Here is an 18,649-nt window from a genome sequence, read left to right on the forward strand (position 1 = left end):
ATGCGTATTTTAATTCTTACTTCTGCAACAGGTGGCGGGCATGATATGCGAGCTCGTGCCCTAGAGGCGTGGATTCGTACCACAAAACCTTCCTGGACTACCAAGATTCACCATGCCTTGGAAGACTCTCACGGGGTCTATAAATTTGGCGTTGAATTATATAATTTCATTCAACGTACCTGGCCTCCCTTACATCATATTTATTATAATTTTCTTGAGTTAGCGGGCGTGATGAGTAGTGGGAAAGCCATGCTTGGTCAAGCGCGTTATATTGAACTTTTAGAAGAATATAAGCCGGATCTTATTTTTAGTGTACACGATTCAACGAATCATTGTTTTTTTGAAGTTGCACGAAAGGTCTTGGGTACTAAAGTACGATGTGTTATTTATTGTTCGGAAATGCATGGCGGTTATGGGATGAGTCGACACTGGGTAAATCCAGATGCAGATTTATTTATCGCTTCCCTGCCAGAAACAATCGAAGGAGCAATTCGGCTTCGTATGCCCGAACAGAGAATCCGCTTAGGTGGCTTTCTTTTACATCCTGATTTTTATAATCCTCCCACCGCCGCAGAACGCTCCAGTTTTTGGCAAGAACAACTGCTATTGGACCCCTCTATCAATACGGTGATTTTAGGAACGGGAGCAAATGGTGCAAACCATCATCTTCCACTTCTAAAAGCAATTCAAAATTTTAAGGCTCCTTTACAACTCGTCGTTTTGTGCGGGAAGTCACAAAAAAAGAAAGAGAGCATCCTTCAATATGCGCAGCGTAATCAATCCTCTGATTTATCGATTCGTCCGTTAACAACAACCAATAAGATGTCGCTTTTGATGCATGGTGCTATGGCAATAGTAGGACGTCCGGGGGCTGGGTTGAGTAATGAAGCAATTCAAGCGGGTTGCCCACTGATTATTAATAAATTAAACGGCTTAATGCCTCAAGAAATGATTAATGAGCGCTTTGCTATAAAACATAAAATTTCTTCCCGTTTGCGAACGCCAAAAGATTTATGCACTATATTAAATCACTGGCTTAATCATATTGAAGATTATCAGCAGCTAAAGCAAAGGATTACGCATATCAGACCCAAACAACATCCTTCAGAAATTCTTGCTATGTTGGAATCTTTATAGCTAAGGAATTTGCCACTAATTTAGTTAAGCGGGACGCCGCGAACTAGTCGCGGCACGTAGCGGTGGAGTATGACTTGTCAACACGTTCCAATTTTTTTGAGATTGAATGCTAATGAATATAATATTATTTGATATACAGTTTATGCAGTCGAAAAAGTGGGCGATTTATCATGGTGGAGGAGAAAATGATTATACGGTATTACTGGCTGTGCTCAATGCTATAGGTAATAAATCGAATTGGAAAGTATATGGTCATTATGTGCAGGGTGCTGCATTTACCCATGATATTAATTTTTTAGAAAGCACTTATTCTAATTTTAAATTGGTTTCAGATAAGGATTTGGATGACTTAAGGAAAAAAGAACTTTTTGCAGGAATCTATTCTAGTGGAATCGAAGGATTACAATGGGTTTATCGGCGTCAATTACAATCAAAACATACGATGATCGTGATCCATGGAATACGTCGATATGAGTTGACCGTACATTTTAAAGATATTTTTCTACCTAATCGTCCAAGAGATAAAGTATTTATCCTTAAAAATTATTTTATGAGGTATTTTATGCGCCGGACGATCGTTAAAAATTACCAACAATTATTTGCCCAAAAACCTGAACACGTTAAATTGGTCGCAACCTCGCACGACACCAGAGATAAATTAATTGCTTTGTGTCCTCAATTAAAAACACTAGGTATAGAAACTTTATATACTTCTGCGAAAACTCTTGTTCCAAACAAGGATATGTTGTCTTTAGCAAACCAGCAGCGTGTTTTAAAAAAATATAATCTTGAGGCAGGAGCTTATTTTCTTCTTGTTTCCTTAGGGCGTATCGAAAAAAATGTCTATTTCGCTTTGGAAAATTTATATCGGTTGTTGAAAGAGCATGATTTACCTTTGAAAATTTTTGCTTGTGGTGAGACAAAAAATAATTTCCTTGTTAACCGCTTTAAGAAATCATCACACGTAGTGATTACGGGTTATATTTCGGCGGATGAGTTAGCCATATTATATAAAAATGCTTTTGTCTTTGTTTATCCTACTCGTTCAGAAGGGTTTGGCATGCCGGTATTGGAGGCAATGGAGCATGGTACTCCAGTTTGCTGTACGGCCTTGTCATCACTTATTGAAGTGGGAGGTATGGCTGCTGAATATTTTAGTTTAGGTAATCAGGTGGAGTTTTGTGCAAAAATTCTGCGCCTTTATCATGATCGGGAATTTTATCAACATAAGCGCCAGTTGTCGTTGAATCGTTTTCAATACCTAAAGGAATTGCAGGAAATTGATCTGAAAAAGAAGATTACTAAATTGCTTAGTGAAGGACATAATTAGTTGCTTGCTTATTAGTAATAAATTACACTTTGCGATTCACATCATAGGGAGATAATTGTGTTGTATGAAACAAGCCTTCGTATCCAAGCAAATCATTTATTTCCCCTCTTCTGTAATTAATATAAATGAAAAATAATATCCTATTTTTTTTAGATTTTTTTCCGCAAAAAACAGAAACTTTTATTCACAATGAGCTAATCGAGTTACGGAAAAATAACATTCAGTTTTGTGTTGTCGCATTAAAGACCATTCGTGGAACCACACGTCCAGAACTGAAAGCAATCTTAGAACAAAGCTATTATTGCACCAAATACAGCATCTGGTTAAAAGGCTTTTTTATTGGATTGCAGCACCCCGTGACATTTTTTAAAAATATAGCCTGGGTCTGGAAACTGAAGCACAAGAATATCTTGTATCGTTTCCGTGTAATTACAGCATTGCTGGTTGCTTACGGTATCAAAAACTATGTTTTAGAAAAAAATATCGACTACCTTCACGCGCATTTTGCCTCTTATCCTACAGAGGTTGTGATGTGTTTATCACGAATAACAGGAATTCCTTTCGGAGCAACCTGGCACGCATATGACATTTATAGAGATGGGAATATCATCCCGGAAAAAATTTTATATGCAGAGCAAATTTTGACGTGCACCCAATTTAATCTGGATCACATTAAAATGCTTTCTAAGGAGCAGCCTCAATATCATAACCGGCTTAAACGGGTTTACCATGGGGTGAATATTGAGAATCTACCACCATCACAGCTCATTCAAGAGGACGCTCCTTTTTTAGCGGTGGGTCGTTTGATTCCCAAAAAAGGGTTTCGCTATTTAATCGATGCAATTGGGCTTTTAAAATCTCAAGGGTTGATTATTCATTTGAATATAGTCGGCTTTACCCCTTTTCTTGATCGAATTTTATGTCTTGAAGATAATGAAACCAAGGTTCTATTAAAGAAAATCAAATTTTATGGGTTGGAGGACCAAGTAAAACTTTTAGGATACTTGCCTCATAGTGAAGTATTCACATTAATGAATAAATCGTACGCATTAATTATGCCCTCCATTCAAGATAAAAAACGTAATATGGATGGCATTCCCAATGTTATTTTAGAAGCTATGGCTACCGGCCGCCCAATTATAGCCAGCCAAATTTCGGGGATTCCCGAGGTTGTCATACCGAAGCAAACGGGTATTCTTGTGGAACCGAAAAATATTACTGAATTGGCGCAAGCGATAGCAACATTAAAAAATGATTTAGTTTTGACGCGAGAGATGGGCGATAAGGCGCAAGATTTTATTATGACTCATTTTAAATTAGAAAAAACAATGCAGGAATGTCTTTCTTGTTTTGCCCCACAAGAAATAGCCTAATAATCTGCTTATTCTCCAGAGCCTACGTACCGACACCTTAAGTACCGCGCTTTATGCGCGGTACGTAGAAAGTTGAATCTGTTCAGTGAATAGGCGTCAACGCTTACCAATTTGTTTTTCACTATAGCTAGAATTTCAGCTCAAGATTAAACGACTGTTTTTAAGTGGCCGCTATGGTTGCTGCATATAAAAATGGATTTAGTGGCGCTGTAGCCGTAGCCAACACCCCCAAGAATTTTTGCAGTTCTGCCATTGGAGCATTTGATACATATAGAATGTCATGATCCTTAATCGCGAAGCTTTGAGCCACAAAAAAACTACGTGGATTTTTTAAATCCAGCCTATAAATAACAGGCACTTTACCCTCTGCGGTGATAAATCTAGGGGGTCGTGGCCAATGAATCGCCGTAGCCTGTTCAAAACGAAAAACAAACACGCCGCTGATGTTCGCGCGGTGATCTTGAAGACCACCTGAGCGTCCCAAAGCTTGCGCTAAATTAATTCCTTGGGCCTCAAAATTAATTTCTTCACTTTTTCCAGTTGCGCCCAATACCGTAAAACTTTTAGATTGAAATAAAGCCGTAATTACATCACCCGCCTGCAATACAATATTTTGTTTGGGATCACGAATGATGATATCCAGAGGTAAAGAATGTACTCTTTCTCCCCGTGTTACTTGAATCATGGTTTTATTCACTGGGGTTTTTACCCCTTTTGCAGCCGCTAATGCATCCAGCAATCGCTCTTTACTGGGCGTTAATGGTAAACGCCTACTCGAAACAACTTCCCCCACAATGGTCACCGCCGAAGTAGTATTTTTAGCAAGACGGACTAACACTTGCGGCTTATTGGCCTTTCCTTTTAATGCGCGTGTTATTTTATTTTGAATTTGTTGTACATTAAGCCCTGCAACATGGATGGTACCGGCAAAAGGAAAACTAATCGTGCCCTCTTGGCTAATCACTTGAGACGGCAATGAGTTCATAGGATTTGAACTCTTCCCAGCAACCCCAACCAGGGTAGGCGTAGTAAACAATGTGGCAGGAGGTATTTCCCAGATTGAAAAATCAAGCACATCTCCAGGCCCCACACTATAACGATTGGAGCGATTCTGTCTTAATGCATCAGAAAATAAATAATTCTTATGGCTTCGAGCTAATTGATGAGCAATGTCTGGGGTGATATCAATCAATTGAACATCGCTATTTACAGGTTCAGCAGCTTGTTTTACTACCCGTGCACTCGGTCCACTCGACATCATGGTACAACCTGAAGAGATGATTGAGAGAATAACCAACGCCAAGTGAGACGGTTTCATCTTAAATTTATTAATACGGCAATGCATAAACTCATAATCCTAACAATTAATTTATTCCAAATGCTCTTTCACATTTGCAATCAGAAGGGATATAACCCCCCAAGAAATAAGACCCAAAATGAATATCGAAAAAATATTCCTACTACGATACGGTTCAAATGAATTATCAGGCTCATTAGGATGAGCGATCATCTCTAAATATAATTGTTTGCGTTGTGCTTCGATTTGCGCTTTTTTTAATGAAGACAACGCAAATACCAGCTGTTTATAGGCAAATTTTTTATCTAAAACCAATCGTTCATAGCGGCGTACTTTATTTGTGAGTGAGGTCAGATTTCCAGTCACCTTACTTTTTTCGGTATTGATTGATAATCGTAGCGTTTCAATATTTTTGCGCAGTGAAGAAAGGTGGGGATTATGCGGAGCCAAACTCTTAATTTGTGCTAACTGACCTTTTGCAGCAACCAATTCAGCCTCCATCTTTGATACATGCTGAAGTCTCATCGCAGATTCACGATTAGGATCAAAAACACCTTGAAAACCTCGATAATCCGACAAGGCAAGACTGGCTTCTTTGGCTTTTTGAATTGCTGAATCCACTTCCGCTTTTGCAAAATCAACATAATCTTTTCGCGATTGAATATTAAAACGATTAATAAATTGTTCGGCCAATTCCAGCAAATGTTGATTCATTTGATATGCATCCTTGGCGGTAAACGCGCGAACTTGTAGTGTTGAAATGGAGGAGGAGGAATCAATGACAATATTGATTCGATTTTTATAATAACGATAAAGTGATTCGAAACTTGAATCCAATCCCAGTAATGCAAAACGGTGAAACAAATCAATCTTGTGGTCACTATAAAGATTTTTCAAATTAAGCCGTTTGTTTAGTGCAGACAATGCATCTCGAGACAAAATATAATCATGAATACTATAATCAGCCTCTTCTGCCTTCGACAGAGGCGAAGAAGACAATAAAGCAGATAAACCGAGATTTACTGGGGGTTGCCCTGCTCTGCGCACAATAAATCGCGACTCGGACACATACACATCAGAAGCAAGAAAGCCAAAATAAAAAATAGCCAATAATGTAGGAATAATAACAGTGAGTACAAATAACTTATTTATTTTATTTAAAAAAAGAGAAGCACTTTGAAAAGATGATTTCCAGGGTAATGCTGTCACTGATAATAATCGACTAAATTGCTTCAAACTAACTCCTTTTAGTTTAGGATCAATTCTAAGGTATTTTCCTCTATTTCCTTCCTGCCTACGTTCTGCGCAGGTCCTGGGGAATAAGCTTACTTAGTGTCATCGAGGTATGCTGCGTTTGCTGATGCGCTTAAATTCAATTATTCAAGTCAACATAAGCATGCAAGACCCGCGCTATTATTTAAATTGTAATTTGGGACATTCTACTGTCCTTAACTAAAAATAACAATGACAGGTAAATGAAGTGCACACCGCACCAATCCTGTTTGTTATTAAACAAGGAATCGCTGAAGAAAAGTTACTCTTATCCTATACCGAAGCAAGCCTCGAAACTGTCTTAATATTTTAACAGTTGCTCTTACCAAAAGAACTTAAAAGAAACAAATAGGGTTCACTCTAAAATCGCCCTAAACGTGCAAATAAAATAAACAGACTATCCTTTTTTTAATAATCTCTTAAGAAATTAAGCGTATTATATGTAGTACTAAAAAGTTAAATCCCACATGTACCATAATGAGGATAATCTGTGTTTAGCAAGCTTCATACCAAAACCGATAAAGTCAATGAAAAAATCGCCCGCATTAAGAGTGCTACAGCAATAAAAGACGTACGATCCCTGGAGCATTTTGATGAGATTTTAAGTAAAAATCCACACCATGCACAAATTCAGGGTTATTATGTTGAAATTCCACTCTCTGAATATAAAACGTTTGTACCTAATGGCCCTCAATTTCCCGACCGATATGGTAAGTCTTATGAAGGGGGGCAGTTTGATGCGCCATTATTCACGTTAAAAGAATGGCGTGATAATTGGCAGAAAGGCCATCCAAATACAGACAAACCGGATTTATTAGTTAATGCAAACTGGTTTAATGTATGGAACACGGGTATTCCAAATGTTGGAGAAAAAATTAATCCTAGAACACAACCACGTACTTATCTTGCTGGATTGTCATTAAGCAAGGGAGAACTGGTGTCTACCCATCATGTGCTTGATCAGAATAATATTGGACTTGATACAATCACCTTTGATAGCGTAGGCAAAAAAGCTACCATCCTTTCCCACAATAATATTGATTCCGAATTGGCAAAAGATCAGCATTTTTATGATAATAAAGATGCCGTTTCTGGGTTTGTTATTTTAAAAGACAAAACCCAATTAAAAACACCTGATTTAAATAACAACCATTCAAATCGCTTGCCCCGCACAGGAGTCGGCTACAAAAATAATGGCCAGACACTTGTTGTTATGGTTATTCATAATACCGATCGTAATTGTGGCGTCACAGCTGAGGAGTTTGCGAGTTTATTTGAAGCGCTCAATTGTAGCGATGCGATTAACTTGGATAATAGCGGCTCAGTAGAACTCTACTACAGCGGATTAAGTGAGTTCGGTGAAAAATCAGTCACCGTTCAAACGAAAACTTGCGATGCAGGAGCTGACTCTGAACGACCTAAGCCAAACTGTTTGGGCTTTAAAAATGTAAGTAGGCATACATTTTTTGCAAGAGATGACTCAGATATACCCCCAAGAAAGACAACACGTTCTGAGAATGAAAAAACATCAGCCAAAACAGATGATGATGTAACATACACCTATTACATTAAACGCTAGGCCGACGAAAATTGGTCATTGCAATCTGTATTTTCTCATCATCAGAAATTGCATCAGACGAAGAAACATTCGATGCAATTTCTGCTGCGAGCTCTAAAGGGAATTGAGTCGTGCTAAAAAAACAATTACCATCCCGATATGCTTGTGCCAGCATATAAGAGGCATATTGTATTTTATAATACTCAGAAAAATAGGGACAAAGTACTGCAAGGTGGAATTTTGAAGCAGTATCATGTATGCGTCGATCAGTGATATACAGGTTACAGTCCGTGGAATCAGATACGATAAGATGTGCTTTATCTAAATTAAGTAACCGAACAAAGTGTTCCTTTGATTTAACTGTGGTAAACCTAACACCGAGTAATTGACCTCCCGACAGAAAAGCGGGGAAATAAACCCTATTCTCATTAACCTCTATTGAATCAGTTTCTTTATTTATACCCGATTGATGCAAAAAGATATCGCGCATTTTCTGATTGGGAAACTCAACTACCAATGATTTTTTGTCATTCGTACTAAACTCCGATAATTTAATTACAGGACCAATCGCGTGTTGTACAAAAAGATTTAAGCGCTCTTTCAACTCATGATCTTCATCACAATAATGATCAACCATTTTTGTGAACCAGGTAGTATAGCGGTTCCTCTCCGTAAGTAAGGTGTAAAGTTGCCCATGAAGATTTTTAAGTAATTTTTTAGAGCACGCCGGATCCAATGCGGAGTTTTCTGACTGCGATGCATGCACGCACACCATTTCCTGCACAATATTAACCATCGCTTTAATACGAGGCTCATCTACAGATCGAGCCAATAAACGATTTGTCAAAATTAAGAAGTCATTTTCATATGTAGTTATTGAGTGTTGCGTATCGTTTTCCATGATACATTCGATCCGATTTAAAGGAATAAAACGCTACCAATAATAATGAGGAGGAGCGTACTTATAAACCCATCGTCATTTTGCTCTCTTCCTGACTGCTGTTTTTAAGCTTCGTAAATAAAAGCTCCGCCTTCTCATAGAGTTGTTTGTCTGCCTGTGAAGGAGCTTGCAAAGAAGACGTTTTCTTTTGAACCGCTGAAAGCACGGAGGTGAGCTTATCAACAACCACCGGATTGTTGCGAACGCCAATAGAAAAATGATCGTGTAAGGGGTGCTCTTCCAAAACATCGATGATTCGACTAATCGACGGGGCATCAAAATGTGGTCGTTCTAATAAGGCCTCAATTGCAAAGCTTAATGCTGTTGTTGAGTAAGAATAGCAATTGGACTGATACATATTACACATTTGCTCTTGATTAATGAGTTTATCTGCAGAATCTAGAAACTTATTAATTTCTGGTTGAGTGAAAGAAACTCCTGTTGGATACCCTATAAAGTTATATCCCTTACTTAAGTATTTTTTTTCATCATCTTTTTGGGTATGGAACGTTACCCCTTTTCGCAACCATTGTGAGAAATCCCACGGGCTTTGACGTCCATATACAGAAAAAGAACCATTCTTACTGTTTTTTAAAGCAATCGCAGAATGACTAATCGGCATGTAAGGAAGAGGAAGTCCGGCTTTGGTCGCAAACATTAATTCAAAAGTGTCTTCTTTAGCTGAATCATCCAAGGAGCGCATTTTCTCGGGATCTATGGGTTCTGGGCTTAATGAAATTGGCTGTTCTGCATGAATTTCTTCGTCCTGAGTCAATAATTTATGGGATTTACTTCTCACCTGAAACAAAGCATACCGGTTCAATGCAGTCGCTTTATTCGAATATGCTATAGGACTTATTATCTTTGTTAACTTTGTAAGCATAATACCAACTCCCTTTAATGCCAATTCAACAGAGTGTTCTTTATTTAGTTATCTTTAACACAGTAACCAGTTATCGTCAACTTCAATATAATGGAAAAATAAAGCGCACCATAGTCTATAATAATACAAAAAACAGGTTAAAAAATATTATTCCGGAGGTAACAATGTTTGCTTTAATCAGTCGACATTCTGGCAAATTAATAGGTACATCAGGGGCTGGCACTCTTCTCCTTGCATACGATGCATACAAATATAAACAACTACAGGATAAAATGGCAGAGCTGCAAATGACGCCTGAAGAAACTCAGACTATCGTAGACGCGGATCAAAAAAATTGGCTCATATTTGGCAGGCAAAGTCCCGGTTACGTACGAGATACTGATAAAACACCCAAACACCATCTTCAAAAGAAAATACATTCGAGCTCTATATATTTCAAGTCATTGGGAACTCAGTTAGATAACGAGAAACACTTTGATTTATTTTCAGGTAGTGATTTTGTGGTAGAGATGTTCTCAAAAAAAGGAAAAGCGCCAAAGGTACGTGTTCAACCAGAAAAGATGCTCAGTGATGACTTAGATACAATCAAAGATGATGACCTATTTGAAGTTGGTTTTGCTCGTAAACAGGGCTTTGCAGACATCACCCAAAAATCTCCTTTTTATCACTCATCCATCGCATTAAGAAGAATTAATAAAGAGGATGTTGCTAATTCAACATTTGTGGTTGTTAGGGGACAAGAAATAAAAGAGGTCATAGATAGAACGAATAAAGCGATTTGTGATGAACAATCGTGTAATCTTGTTCGATCTAATTGTTATTCAGCCTCGACCTATGCCAGTGGAGAGCTCGTCAGAGTAATCGATGGACGAAGTATAAATGCAGAAGAGAAAAAAGAAGACTTGGAAGCAATTGTTTCCGTAATGTCACAACGAGTATTCGATAATCATGCAGTAGGGATTACCAATAATTCACCGGTATTAGAACAGTGGACGACCCAGGTACCCCAAATATTGCAACCGTATGGACTAGTAAAGCCACCCCAATCCAAAACTCCAGATGGACCCACATTATAAAACATAAACAATATACCCATTAAAAATGCCCTTATAGGAGGTAGAAGAATGAAAGCCGCAAAGATGTTTACAGTAGATGAAAATATTTTGAAAAGCCTTGGCGCAAGTACTCTGAAAATAATTAGAACTAAAGGAATCCAAATGGAAGCAGAAATTGCCGCAAAATTGGAGGAATTAGAGTCATTGGTTGTTGAAGGAGTTTCTAGTGATGGACTTGCCAAAGCGAAGGTGGATGGAAAACATCAAATTATAGAGCTTTCCTTGGATCCCACCTATTCAGAATTGGATAATAAAACAAAAACATGTACGCTGATGACAGAAGCAATTAATGATGCAATCTATAAAGTGAATCTAACTATAGAAAATGAAATATCGAACATAAAATATAGATATACTGGGGAAGTTATCAAAAATTTATCTTAAAAATCGTTTACGATGCATTTTGATTGTGTTCCTTTGTTCTCTCCTTGTACTTGCAAATGTGGGTTGAGCCAAGCTTAACCTTCTTGCCAGTTCCTTCGCTTCTTTATGTCATACACGCTACTGCAATATTTAGTGCAATCTGATTTACTTCGGTTCTAAAGTACTCTTATTGTGCTGAACACTTGCTTGATTCTCCTCCCCTTCCTCTTTTTTTGTATTCCAAATAGATAAACCCTGTAAAGATGATGGCTCTTTTTTTTCCCTTGGAGCATCCTGCATGGTTAAACTGGATTTGAGTGCATGTTGATAAAGCTTATAACTTTTGAGTGCGTTATATAAATTAGCAACATGCCGATTAAACCCCGCACCACATTCTCCAGATAACAAATTATTGACATCCTCTACGAAATTACAGCGACGTCCTTTTACGTCTGAATAGCTACTGATGGGACCATCTTTTGAGGTAAGAAAAATAAGCGGATTCTTTTCTACTTTTTTTAATTGATCAAGATGTGTTTTAAATTCAGCGAGTGGCTCATGTAATTCTGCCGTAAGTTTATTCTGATCCGCACTCAGTAAGGCGTTTTCTAAAATTTGTGAGGCAATGACAATCTTACCTATCAGATTTAAAGTAACCTCATTTACACCATCAGCATAATCGTGTAGTCCCGAAAAAATAGGACTATTTTCGAATGCACTACGAACGACTGGATGCGTTAAAAGGTTAGTAATATCTTTTTCGCTGAATAAGTTTAATGCCAACCCCGGCTCCAAGACTTTTGCATTAGGCGTTTTCAGAGGCTCTTTATTTTTATAATCACGAAATATACCCGCTATTTCAGATGGATTTTGGAAGTCCGTAAATGCCCAATCTCCCGAAATAAACTCGACAATTTGATTAATATCGTACGCATAACCACTTTCAGAAACAAACAAGTTTTCTTCAGGGATATCAAGCAAATCCGCTTTATTTTTGACTGCAACCGTCTTTCCCATTTTCTCATCACCTTAGCTCGCAAATGAGACAAATTAAATCTTATTGATTAATAATTATACGCCGACAAAGAGAATATAACAATTTTACATTGAGTATTTTAGCGGGTATGTTCAAATGATTTTGGGCTACTGCAGATTGTTTTCCCTTGGCAATAACATAGATAAATATCAATAAATATCTTCTAAATGTAAACTCTCTTGATCTTGGAGCCTTTAATTTGCTGTCTGGAGGCTATAATTAAATCATATGAACTGCAACAAGGATGTTTTTATGTATGACGACCTCAGCACTCCTTATCAAGCATCTAAAAATATTGCATCCCTACAACTGGGAGGCATTCTTATTCAAGATAAGGTATTAAAAAATGCTCCCGTTAATCTGGTGCTCAAATCGTTTAACCGCCATGGCTTAATTGCCGGAGCTACAGGCAGTGGGAAAACAAAAACCATGCAAGTGCTTTCTGAACAATTGTCTTTGGCTGGAGTTCCTTGTCTGGTCATGGATATTAAAGGGGATATTTCCGGCTTGGCAATGCCTGGTGAGGCCAATTCAGGCATTGAAAAGCGCTGTAAATCCCTCCAATTATCGTTTACTCCTCGGGGATGCCCCGTAGAATTATTTACGCTTAGCAGTGTCCCAGGAATTCCTTTACGAGCAATTGTTTCTGATTTTGGTGCACTCCTTTTTTCAAGGATGTTAGGAATCAATGAAACCCAGGCGGGAGTTGTCACCATTCTTTTTGAATATGCGAAAGACAAGGGCATGCCACTCGTTGACCTGCAAGATTTTAAAGCCTTACTTCAATATGTACAAAGCAAAGAAGGCAATGTAGAAATAGAGTCGCAATATGGCAGTGTCGCTACGGCTTCCATTGGCTCAATCATGCGTAAAATTGTTGAATTGGAATCCCAGGGTGGCGAGGACTTCTTTGGTGAACCGGCGTTTAAAATTGATGATTTATTACAATGTAACCAACAGGGTCAGGGAGTTATCTCCATTGTTCGTTTAATGGACATGCAAGATAGGCCACAACTGTTTTCAACATTTATGCTCAAATTACTTACTGATATTTATCGTCAGCTACCCGAATTAGGTGATCCTGATAAGCCAAAATTAGTTTTATTCATTGACGAGGCACATCTAATTTTCAAAAATGCCAGTAAAGCCTTGTTAAATACCTTAGACACTATTGTTAAACTGATTCGTTCCAAAGGTGTAGGCTTAATTTTTTGCACGCAAACGCCCAACGATATCCCCGAGGCCATTTTGGGGCAGCTCGGTTTAAAAATTCAACATGCACTACGCGCATTTACTGCAAAAGATCGACAAGCAATGAAATTAGTTGCACAAAACTTTCCGCCTTCAACGCATTATGATACCGAGAACATATTAACTTCTCTGAGTATTGGGGAGGCTCTTTTGAGTGCCCTTGATGCAGAGGGTCAGCCAACCCCATTAATTCAATGTTTGATTAGACCCCCAGAATCAAGAATGGGGGTCTTAACTGAGAACGAAGCCCAGCAAATCCTAAGCAAATCTCATTTATATCAACGCTATTCCCGTCCAGAAAATCCGCATTCGGCAGCAGAAATTCTTGCGGAGAAGAAACAAAGTACCGCAATGGATACCTCGTCTCCACCTGCCCAAGAAAAAACAACGACATCAGAATCTTCGTTATTGGTAACAATCAGTAAAAATACTCTAGTTAGACAAGTCATTCGCGATTTTTTTCGTTGGGTATTAAAAAATTTAACTAAGAGTGGACGCTAATATAAGCATTTTTCCTGTAATGAAAAAAGATTCATTTCTACAATGCTATTGAAATGAGAACACCTTATATGTTCATATCAGCGATACACATTACTGAATGAATTAGATATTGCTTTTTTAATTGAGTAGGTTGTAGCGATCATCTTGCTCATAGGATGAAGGGTTCCATGGTAGGAGAATAATATGGCAAGACCCAAAATAGGACTCGTTTTGGGAAGTGGCTCTGCGCGCGGCTGGGCACATATAGGCGTTATCCGCGAACTGGAAAATATCGGTATAAAACCAGATCTTGTTACCGGCTCCTCTGTGGGCGCCTTAGTTGGTGGGGCGTACGCATCCAATAATCTTAACGAATTTGAACTATGGATTAACACTCTTAGCCGTGTAGACATCATAAAATTATTCGACATGCGCATGACCGGTGGGGGCTTTCTCCAGGGCAAATTACTAATGAATGCCATTAAAAAATACATTGGCGACCCTAATATTGAAGAACTTAAGCTTCCATTCGCTTGCGTTGCAACCTCTCTCTTGAATGGTAAAGAGCACTGGATGCGCGAAGGTTCCTTACTCGACGCAGTCCGAGCCTCCATCGCCCTACCCGGAATTTTCTCACCGTTCCCTTTAAAACACGATTTTATGGTAGATGGCGGCTTAGTTAATCCTGTACCCATCTCGCTAGCACGTGCTATGGGCGCTGATTACATTATCGCCGTAAATCTAAATAGTGATCTTGTAGGTCGACATTTCGCGCCACATCATGAGGATACCATAACTGATAATGACAAATGCCCCCAAAAATCGGAGGATGCTGAACGCGATCCGACCATTACTATGTGGGCATCAAAATTGAAAACCGGCTTTGATATTAAACTGGACTCCTTCATTTCCTCTCTGCGTAAAAAGAAACCTATCGAACCTGGTCTCTTCGATGTATTAGCGAGTTCCATTAATATAATGCAAGATCGCATCACTTGTTCACGTATTGCAGAAGACCCGCCGGACGTCCTGATTACACCTAAACTTCATCACATTGGTTTGATGGAATTTGATCGAGCCCATGAATCCATTTATGAAGGACGCAAAGCAACGCATCGTGTTATAGAAGAACTCAAACGGCTGACGTATGACATCTAACCATTTCACAATTGGAATTTAAATATGCGCCATAACTTTTTAACAGAATCCCTAATTTCTTATTATTTAAAGCATATCGGGGGTCTCTTACTTACTTTACTTGGTATCTTCGGACTCATATTAACCTCCCCTCTTTCTCTTTTAGGAGGAACCTTCGGCTGGTTAAGAGGAATGAGGAATAGAACAGATCCATGGGAGTCAGGATTTAAAGGAATAAGAATTGCCTCTTTAGGCTCCATAGATGCAATTATTTTTGGAATAAAATTGGTACATCCAACAACACCTGTTCTGAAATCTAACGAACCCAAAGCACCTTTGATAACAAGCAACCCCATTGAGTTACATGTTGAGGAGCAAGTTCCAATTGTCGCCCCCACAACCGCGAAAGACATCGAAGACACATCGCCAACACTCAAACCAAGCACGGTTTCTGATACATTTTTTTCCAGGACCGAGTTAAAAACAGATATACCCCAAGCTACTTCCCCTCCTGAAGTCAATGACGCCACCGAAACTCAGGTATTTCTAGTTAAAGTAAATCAAGCGATTGCTCAAGATGAAGCGCAAGCTACCATTAAAATAGAAGATGATGTATCGAACGTAGAAGAACTCTATATCGACAAATTAATTACCCTAATCAAAGTACCTACCACCTCAAAAAATGATTTTTGGGATAGATTAGAGCAAATGAGTAACAAGGATATTAAATTATTTGTTAGTAAATTAAGTGTCCATAAAGAAAAAGGCAGATTTAGCGCTACCGAACTGGATTATTTATGGCGTCAATTTATCGGTTTTGAATTTGAAGTCTCAAAAAGGGAATATCAAGCAAGAAAATTGACAGTGATGCTCGAAGCCATTTCTGACGAACAATTGAAAGCCTCGGTTGCTTCGGCCGATTTCTTAAACGTTTTAAATAAGGATGCGTTTGCAGCCAGTGCAGTGAACACATTCACTCGTAAACAATTGGAATTATTTGCCGCCGATAACAAACTCCATGAAACGCTAAACTCCATGATTAAAAAACTCCAACCAGGTCCTTACTTATTAGGTAAACTCGTTTCTATAATGCCTTATGCTAGTTGGAAATTAAGGATAGCGCTTACCGATCAAATAAGCCATATGGCGCATCCAGCTTCGTTCAAAATTGAACTGACCAAATTAGTCGATCATTACATTCATGTTAATTTTCAAAAATATAAAAATCAGCTTGAAGCCTCACAATCAAACAACCCACAACCTCATCCCCCAACATCTCTTCCTACAAAAAAATGGGCCTCCGTGCAGGTTGTTACCCAACCAGTTTATATAGATAACTCGGTGCCCAAAACAGAATGGAGCGATGAGGCTTTTGATGCATTCATTAGCGATTTAAATTCCCCAACATTTATTACAAATGATAGAAAAATAAGTGCTGATTTAGACAGCCTGCCTGATTATCGAATTAAAATGCTCGTAGAGCGAGCAGCATCCGCAGCAGGCCCTAGAAATTTACTAAGCCACATTTGGATACTCGATTCGAAAACAAGAAACCATAAATCGTACATCGATTGTCGAGAAAATAGACTAAAAGTTATTTTGGAACATATGACTCCCGAGCAACTCGAGTGCGCGCTGAAAGACAACAAATTTTGGGAAATTTTTAGAAATACTCAAGAACCGTTTTGCGAAATGGCTGCCCGTGTATTAACCCCCGAACAATGTGCAACGATTATTATCCATGCTCCGCTTGAACGACATGCAGATTTTGCCATAATCATCACTCAGATTAGAAAAGATAGTCCTATCGAAAAAGAAAGACTGCAAAAAATCTTGGAACTAATTACACCCCATGCCACTCCTTGGGTTGCTTTGGCACTGGAGCGACAAATTAAAAATTTATTAACATACGACCAACGTCTATTTGAGCGTTTGCACAATATGTTAAAAGTCTCCCTTACGCAATCTTTAGAGAGACCGGAGGTAAGTTATAAATATAAACGAGATCGAAGTTTAAATAGGCAAGCAATTTCTTATCTAATGGAGTCTCATCCACATATCTCTAGTGCCACAGTGAGGTTTTAAGAAAAACGTTACCTGAGTGAAACGCTGCATACCCCGGGTTACGACGTGCGCTTTCACCCAGGCTACATTGGTTAATCAAATTAATTATTTCCAGGTAACCATCGACGCCCAGATAATCTGATGTCTTCCATAACTTCCGCATGATTTTCCACCCAGCTATCCTGTGCTTCCTGTTTATATTGCTCGATTAGTCGCCCTTCAGAAGCTGTTGCAAAAAACCTGCTTCTATCGTCAGCAAAGAAACCAACGATGCTTAACTTCGTTGAAATTGGGCAACTTATCCGCAAAGCAAGTTGATGCTTTGCGTCATTTTTATCTTTTTCAGTCGTAGGTAAAATGGCTGCCTCTGGTAGATTTTTTTTTATTTTTTCCTTTACCGATGCAATGTGCTTGCGGTGTTCTAAATGAATATCATCGATAAATTTTTTTTTCTCTGGCCGTACCCACTTCTTCATCAAATCACTCCTAATGTTCAAAGAAAAAGCATTTTAGCCATAAAGCAAATGTTCTGTCGATAGATTGGAAACTTAATCTAAACCCAGGTGATAGTTCCGTAAGATAATATTTATCTTTTTATTAATTAAATATAATCTAGATAATACATACCCTTGTATGTACATCTCACTATAGAGCGGTGAATGATAAAAGGAATTAAAAATAATGTACATTAAAGCAATATTGTTAGCCCTAGGATTCCTCCTCTCGTCAATGGGTTATGCCACGATTAATATCGGTACTCTTATATTTAAACCACCTTATATTTTCTCTCCAAAAAATGGATTTGATATTGATTTGGCACAATTACTATGTCAGCGCTTAAAAGAACAATGTAACTTTATTCCAATGGGGATGGATGAACTTTACAAAAAGCTAAAAGAGGGAAAAGTTGACCTGGCAATGGGAGGTATTCCGATTTCTCATGACCTTAAAACCAATTTCATTTACAGCCTACCCTATATGTTAAGTAAGGGACAGTTTCTCGTTTTAAAAAATAGTGAGATTAATTCAATTAATGAATTACAAGGGAAAAAAGTGGGTGTTCTGCGAAACCCGCTCAATGGTGGGCTGTTTTATGAATATTTATCAACCCATTATGCAAAATTATTTGAAGTAAAACTTTATGATGACGTTGAGGATGTTTTAGCAGATTTACATAATAAAAATATATCTGCTATTTTTCTCAACCGCTCATCAGTAAATTATTGGACTCAGGAAGGTGGCGATCAATTTCAGCCTTTAGGTGAGGTACACATCATTGGAGACGGTGTAGTAATCTTGGCGCCCCCCAAAAATCAAGCATTAATCGATCGTATTAACAATATATTAAAAGCAATAGAAAAAGATAATACATACATAAAATTATATAATACTTATTTTGCGGATGAATAAATT

The 18,649-nt window shown here is 38.3% G+C and carries 16 protein-coding genes; 10 read left to right on the forward strand and 6 right to left on the reverse strand.

What is annotated here, in order from left to right:
* The 3 genes from ACWTEW_RS33250 to ACWTEW_RS33260 all read left to right on the forward strand — a co-directional run bounded on the left by ACWTEW_RS33250 (position 1) and on the right by ACWTEW_RS33260 (position 3,840).
* Positions 1-1,137: a glycosyltransferase gene (locus ACWTEW_RS33250; RefSeq protein ID WP_454782256.1), complete on the forward strand. Its 1,137-nt coding sequence runs from the start codon at positions 1-3 to the stop codon at positions 1,135-1,137.
* A gap of 112 nt (positions 1,138-1,249) precedes the next feature.
* The gene (locus tag ACWTEW_RS33255) at positions 1,250-2,467 is read left to right on the forward strand and encodes a glycosyltransferase (RefSeq protein ID WP_454782257.1); all 1,218 of its coding nucleotides are present in this window, start codon (positions 1,250-1,252) and stop codon (positions 2,465-2,467) included.
* Positions 2,468-2,592: 125 nt separating this feature from the next.
* Entirely contained in the window at positions 2,593-3,840 is a 1,248-nt protein-coding gene (locus ACWTEW_RS33260) for a glycosyltransferase family 4 protein (protein ID WP_454782258.1), read from the forward strand.
* Between the two features lie 160 nt (positions 3,841-4,000).
* Here the strand turns inward: ACWTEW_RS33260 and ACWTEW_RS33265 are convergent, their stop codons facing one another.
* Both ACWTEW_RS33265 and ACWTEW_RS33270 read right to left on the reverse strand, forming a co-directional pair.
* Entirely contained in the window at positions 4,001-5,185 is a 1,185-nt protein-coding gene (locus ACWTEW_RS33265) for a polysaccharide biosynthesis/export family protein (RefSeq protein ID WP_454782259.1), read from the reverse strand.
* 24 nt (positions 5,186-5,209) lie between these two features.
* A complete protein-coding gene (locus tag ACWTEW_RS33270; protein WP_454782260.1) occupies positions 5,210-6,373 on the reverse strand; it encodes a KpsE/RkpR family capsule polysaccharide export protein in 1,164 nt (387 codons plus the stop codon).
* Positions 6,374-6,899: 526 nt separating this feature from the next.
* Between ACWTEW_RS33270 and ACWTEW_RS33275 the strand changes: the two genes are divergently transcribed.
* Positions 6,900-7,988, forward strand: a complete 1,089-nt coding sequence (locus ACWTEW_RS33275) for a phosphodiester glycosidase family protein (protein ID WP_454782261.1) — start codon at positions 6,900-6,902, stop codon at positions 7,986-7,988.
* Here ACWTEW_RS33275 and ACWTEW_RS33280 read toward each other — a convergent pair.
* Positions 7,978-8,868 carry a hypothetical protein gene (locus ACWTEW_RS33280; protein ID WP_454782262.1) on the reverse strand — a complete coding sequence of 297 codons (891 nt, stop codon included), beginning with the start codon at positions 8,866-8,868 and terminating at the stop codon, positions 7,978-7,980. The two genes, ACWTEW_RS33275 and ACWTEW_RS33280, sit on opposite strands and share 11 nt — an antisense overlap.
* Positions 8,869-8,929: 61 nt before the next feature.
* Entirely contained in the window at positions 8,930-9,790 is an 861-nt protein-coding gene (locus tag ACWTEW_RS33285; protein ID WP_454782263.1) for a hypothetical protein, read from the reverse strand.
* Positions 9,791-9,954: 164 nt separating this feature from the next.
* On the opposite strand from ACWTEW_RS33285, the gene ACWTEW_RS33290 reads away from it, so the two are divergent.
* Both ACWTEW_RS33290 and ACWTEW_RS33295 read left to right on the forward strand, forming a co-directional pair.
* Positions 9,955-10,866 carry a hypothetical protein gene (locus tag ACWTEW_RS33290; protein ID WP_454782264.1) on the forward strand — a complete coding sequence of 304 codons (912 nt, stop codon included), beginning with the start codon at positions 9,955-9,957 and terminating at the stop codon, positions 10,864-10,866.
* Between the two features lie 48 nt (positions 10,867-10,914).
* On the forward strand, positions 10,915-11,289 hold the full coding sequence (locus tag ACWTEW_RS33295) for a YbaB/EbfC family nucleoid-associated protein (RefSeq protein WP_454782265.1): 375 nt from the start codon (positions 10,915-10,917) through the stop codon (positions 11,287-11,289).
* A 144-nt stretch (positions 11,290-11,433) separates the two neighbouring features.
* Here the strand turns inward: ACWTEW_RS33295 and ACWTEW_RS33300 are convergent, their stop codons facing one another.
* Positions 11,434-12,285, reverse strand: coding sequence for a hypothetical protein (locus ACWTEW_RS33300; protein WP_454782266.1), 852 nt, complete (start codon positions 12,283-12,285; stop codon positions 11,434-11,436).
* A gap of 271 nt (positions 12,286-12,556) precedes the next feature.
* On the opposite strand from ACWTEW_RS33300, the gene ACWTEW_RS33305 reads away from it, so the two are divergent.
* From ACWTEW_RS33305 to ACWTEW_RS33315, 3 genes are all read left to right on the forward strand, one after another.
* The gene (locus tag ACWTEW_RS33305) at positions 12,557-14,056 is read left to right on the forward strand and encodes a helicase HerA-like domain-containing protein (protein WP_454782267.1); all 1,500 of its coding nucleotides are present in this window, start codon (positions 12,557-12,559) and stop codon (positions 14,054-14,056) included.
* A 183-nt stretch (positions 14,057-14,239) separates the two neighbouring features.
* Positions 14,240-15,193, forward strand: coding sequence for a patatin-like phospholipase family protein (locus ACWTEW_RS33310; protein WP_454782268.1), 954 nt, complete (start codon positions 14,240-14,242; stop codon positions 15,191-15,193).
* Positions 15,194-15,217: 24 nt separating this feature from the next.
* Positions 15,218-17,257, forward strand: coding sequence for a hypothetical protein (locus ACWTEW_RS33315; protein ID WP_454782269.1), 2,040 nt, complete (start codon positions 15,218-15,220; stop codon positions 17,255-17,257).
* 80 nt (positions 17,258-17,337) lie between these two features.
* Here the strand turns inward: ACWTEW_RS33315 and ACWTEW_RS33320 are convergent, their stop codons facing one another.
* Positions 17,338-17,712: a hypothetical protein gene (locus ACWTEW_RS33320; protein WP_454782270.1), complete on the reverse strand. Its 375-nt coding sequence runs from the start codon at positions 17,710-17,712 to the stop codon at positions 17,338-17,340.
* A gap of 205 nt (positions 17,713-17,917) precedes the next feature.
* Between ACWTEW_RS33320 and ACWTEW_RS33325 the strand changes: the two genes are divergently transcribed.
* Positions 17,918-18,646, forward strand: coding sequence for a transporter substrate-binding domain-containing protein (locus tag ACWTEW_RS33325; protein WP_454782271.1), 729 nt, complete (start codon positions 17,918-17,920; stop codon positions 18,644-18,646).
* Positions 18,647-18,649: the final 3 nt, after the last annotated feature.

Source organism: Legionella stuttgartensis (assembly GCF_977063405.2).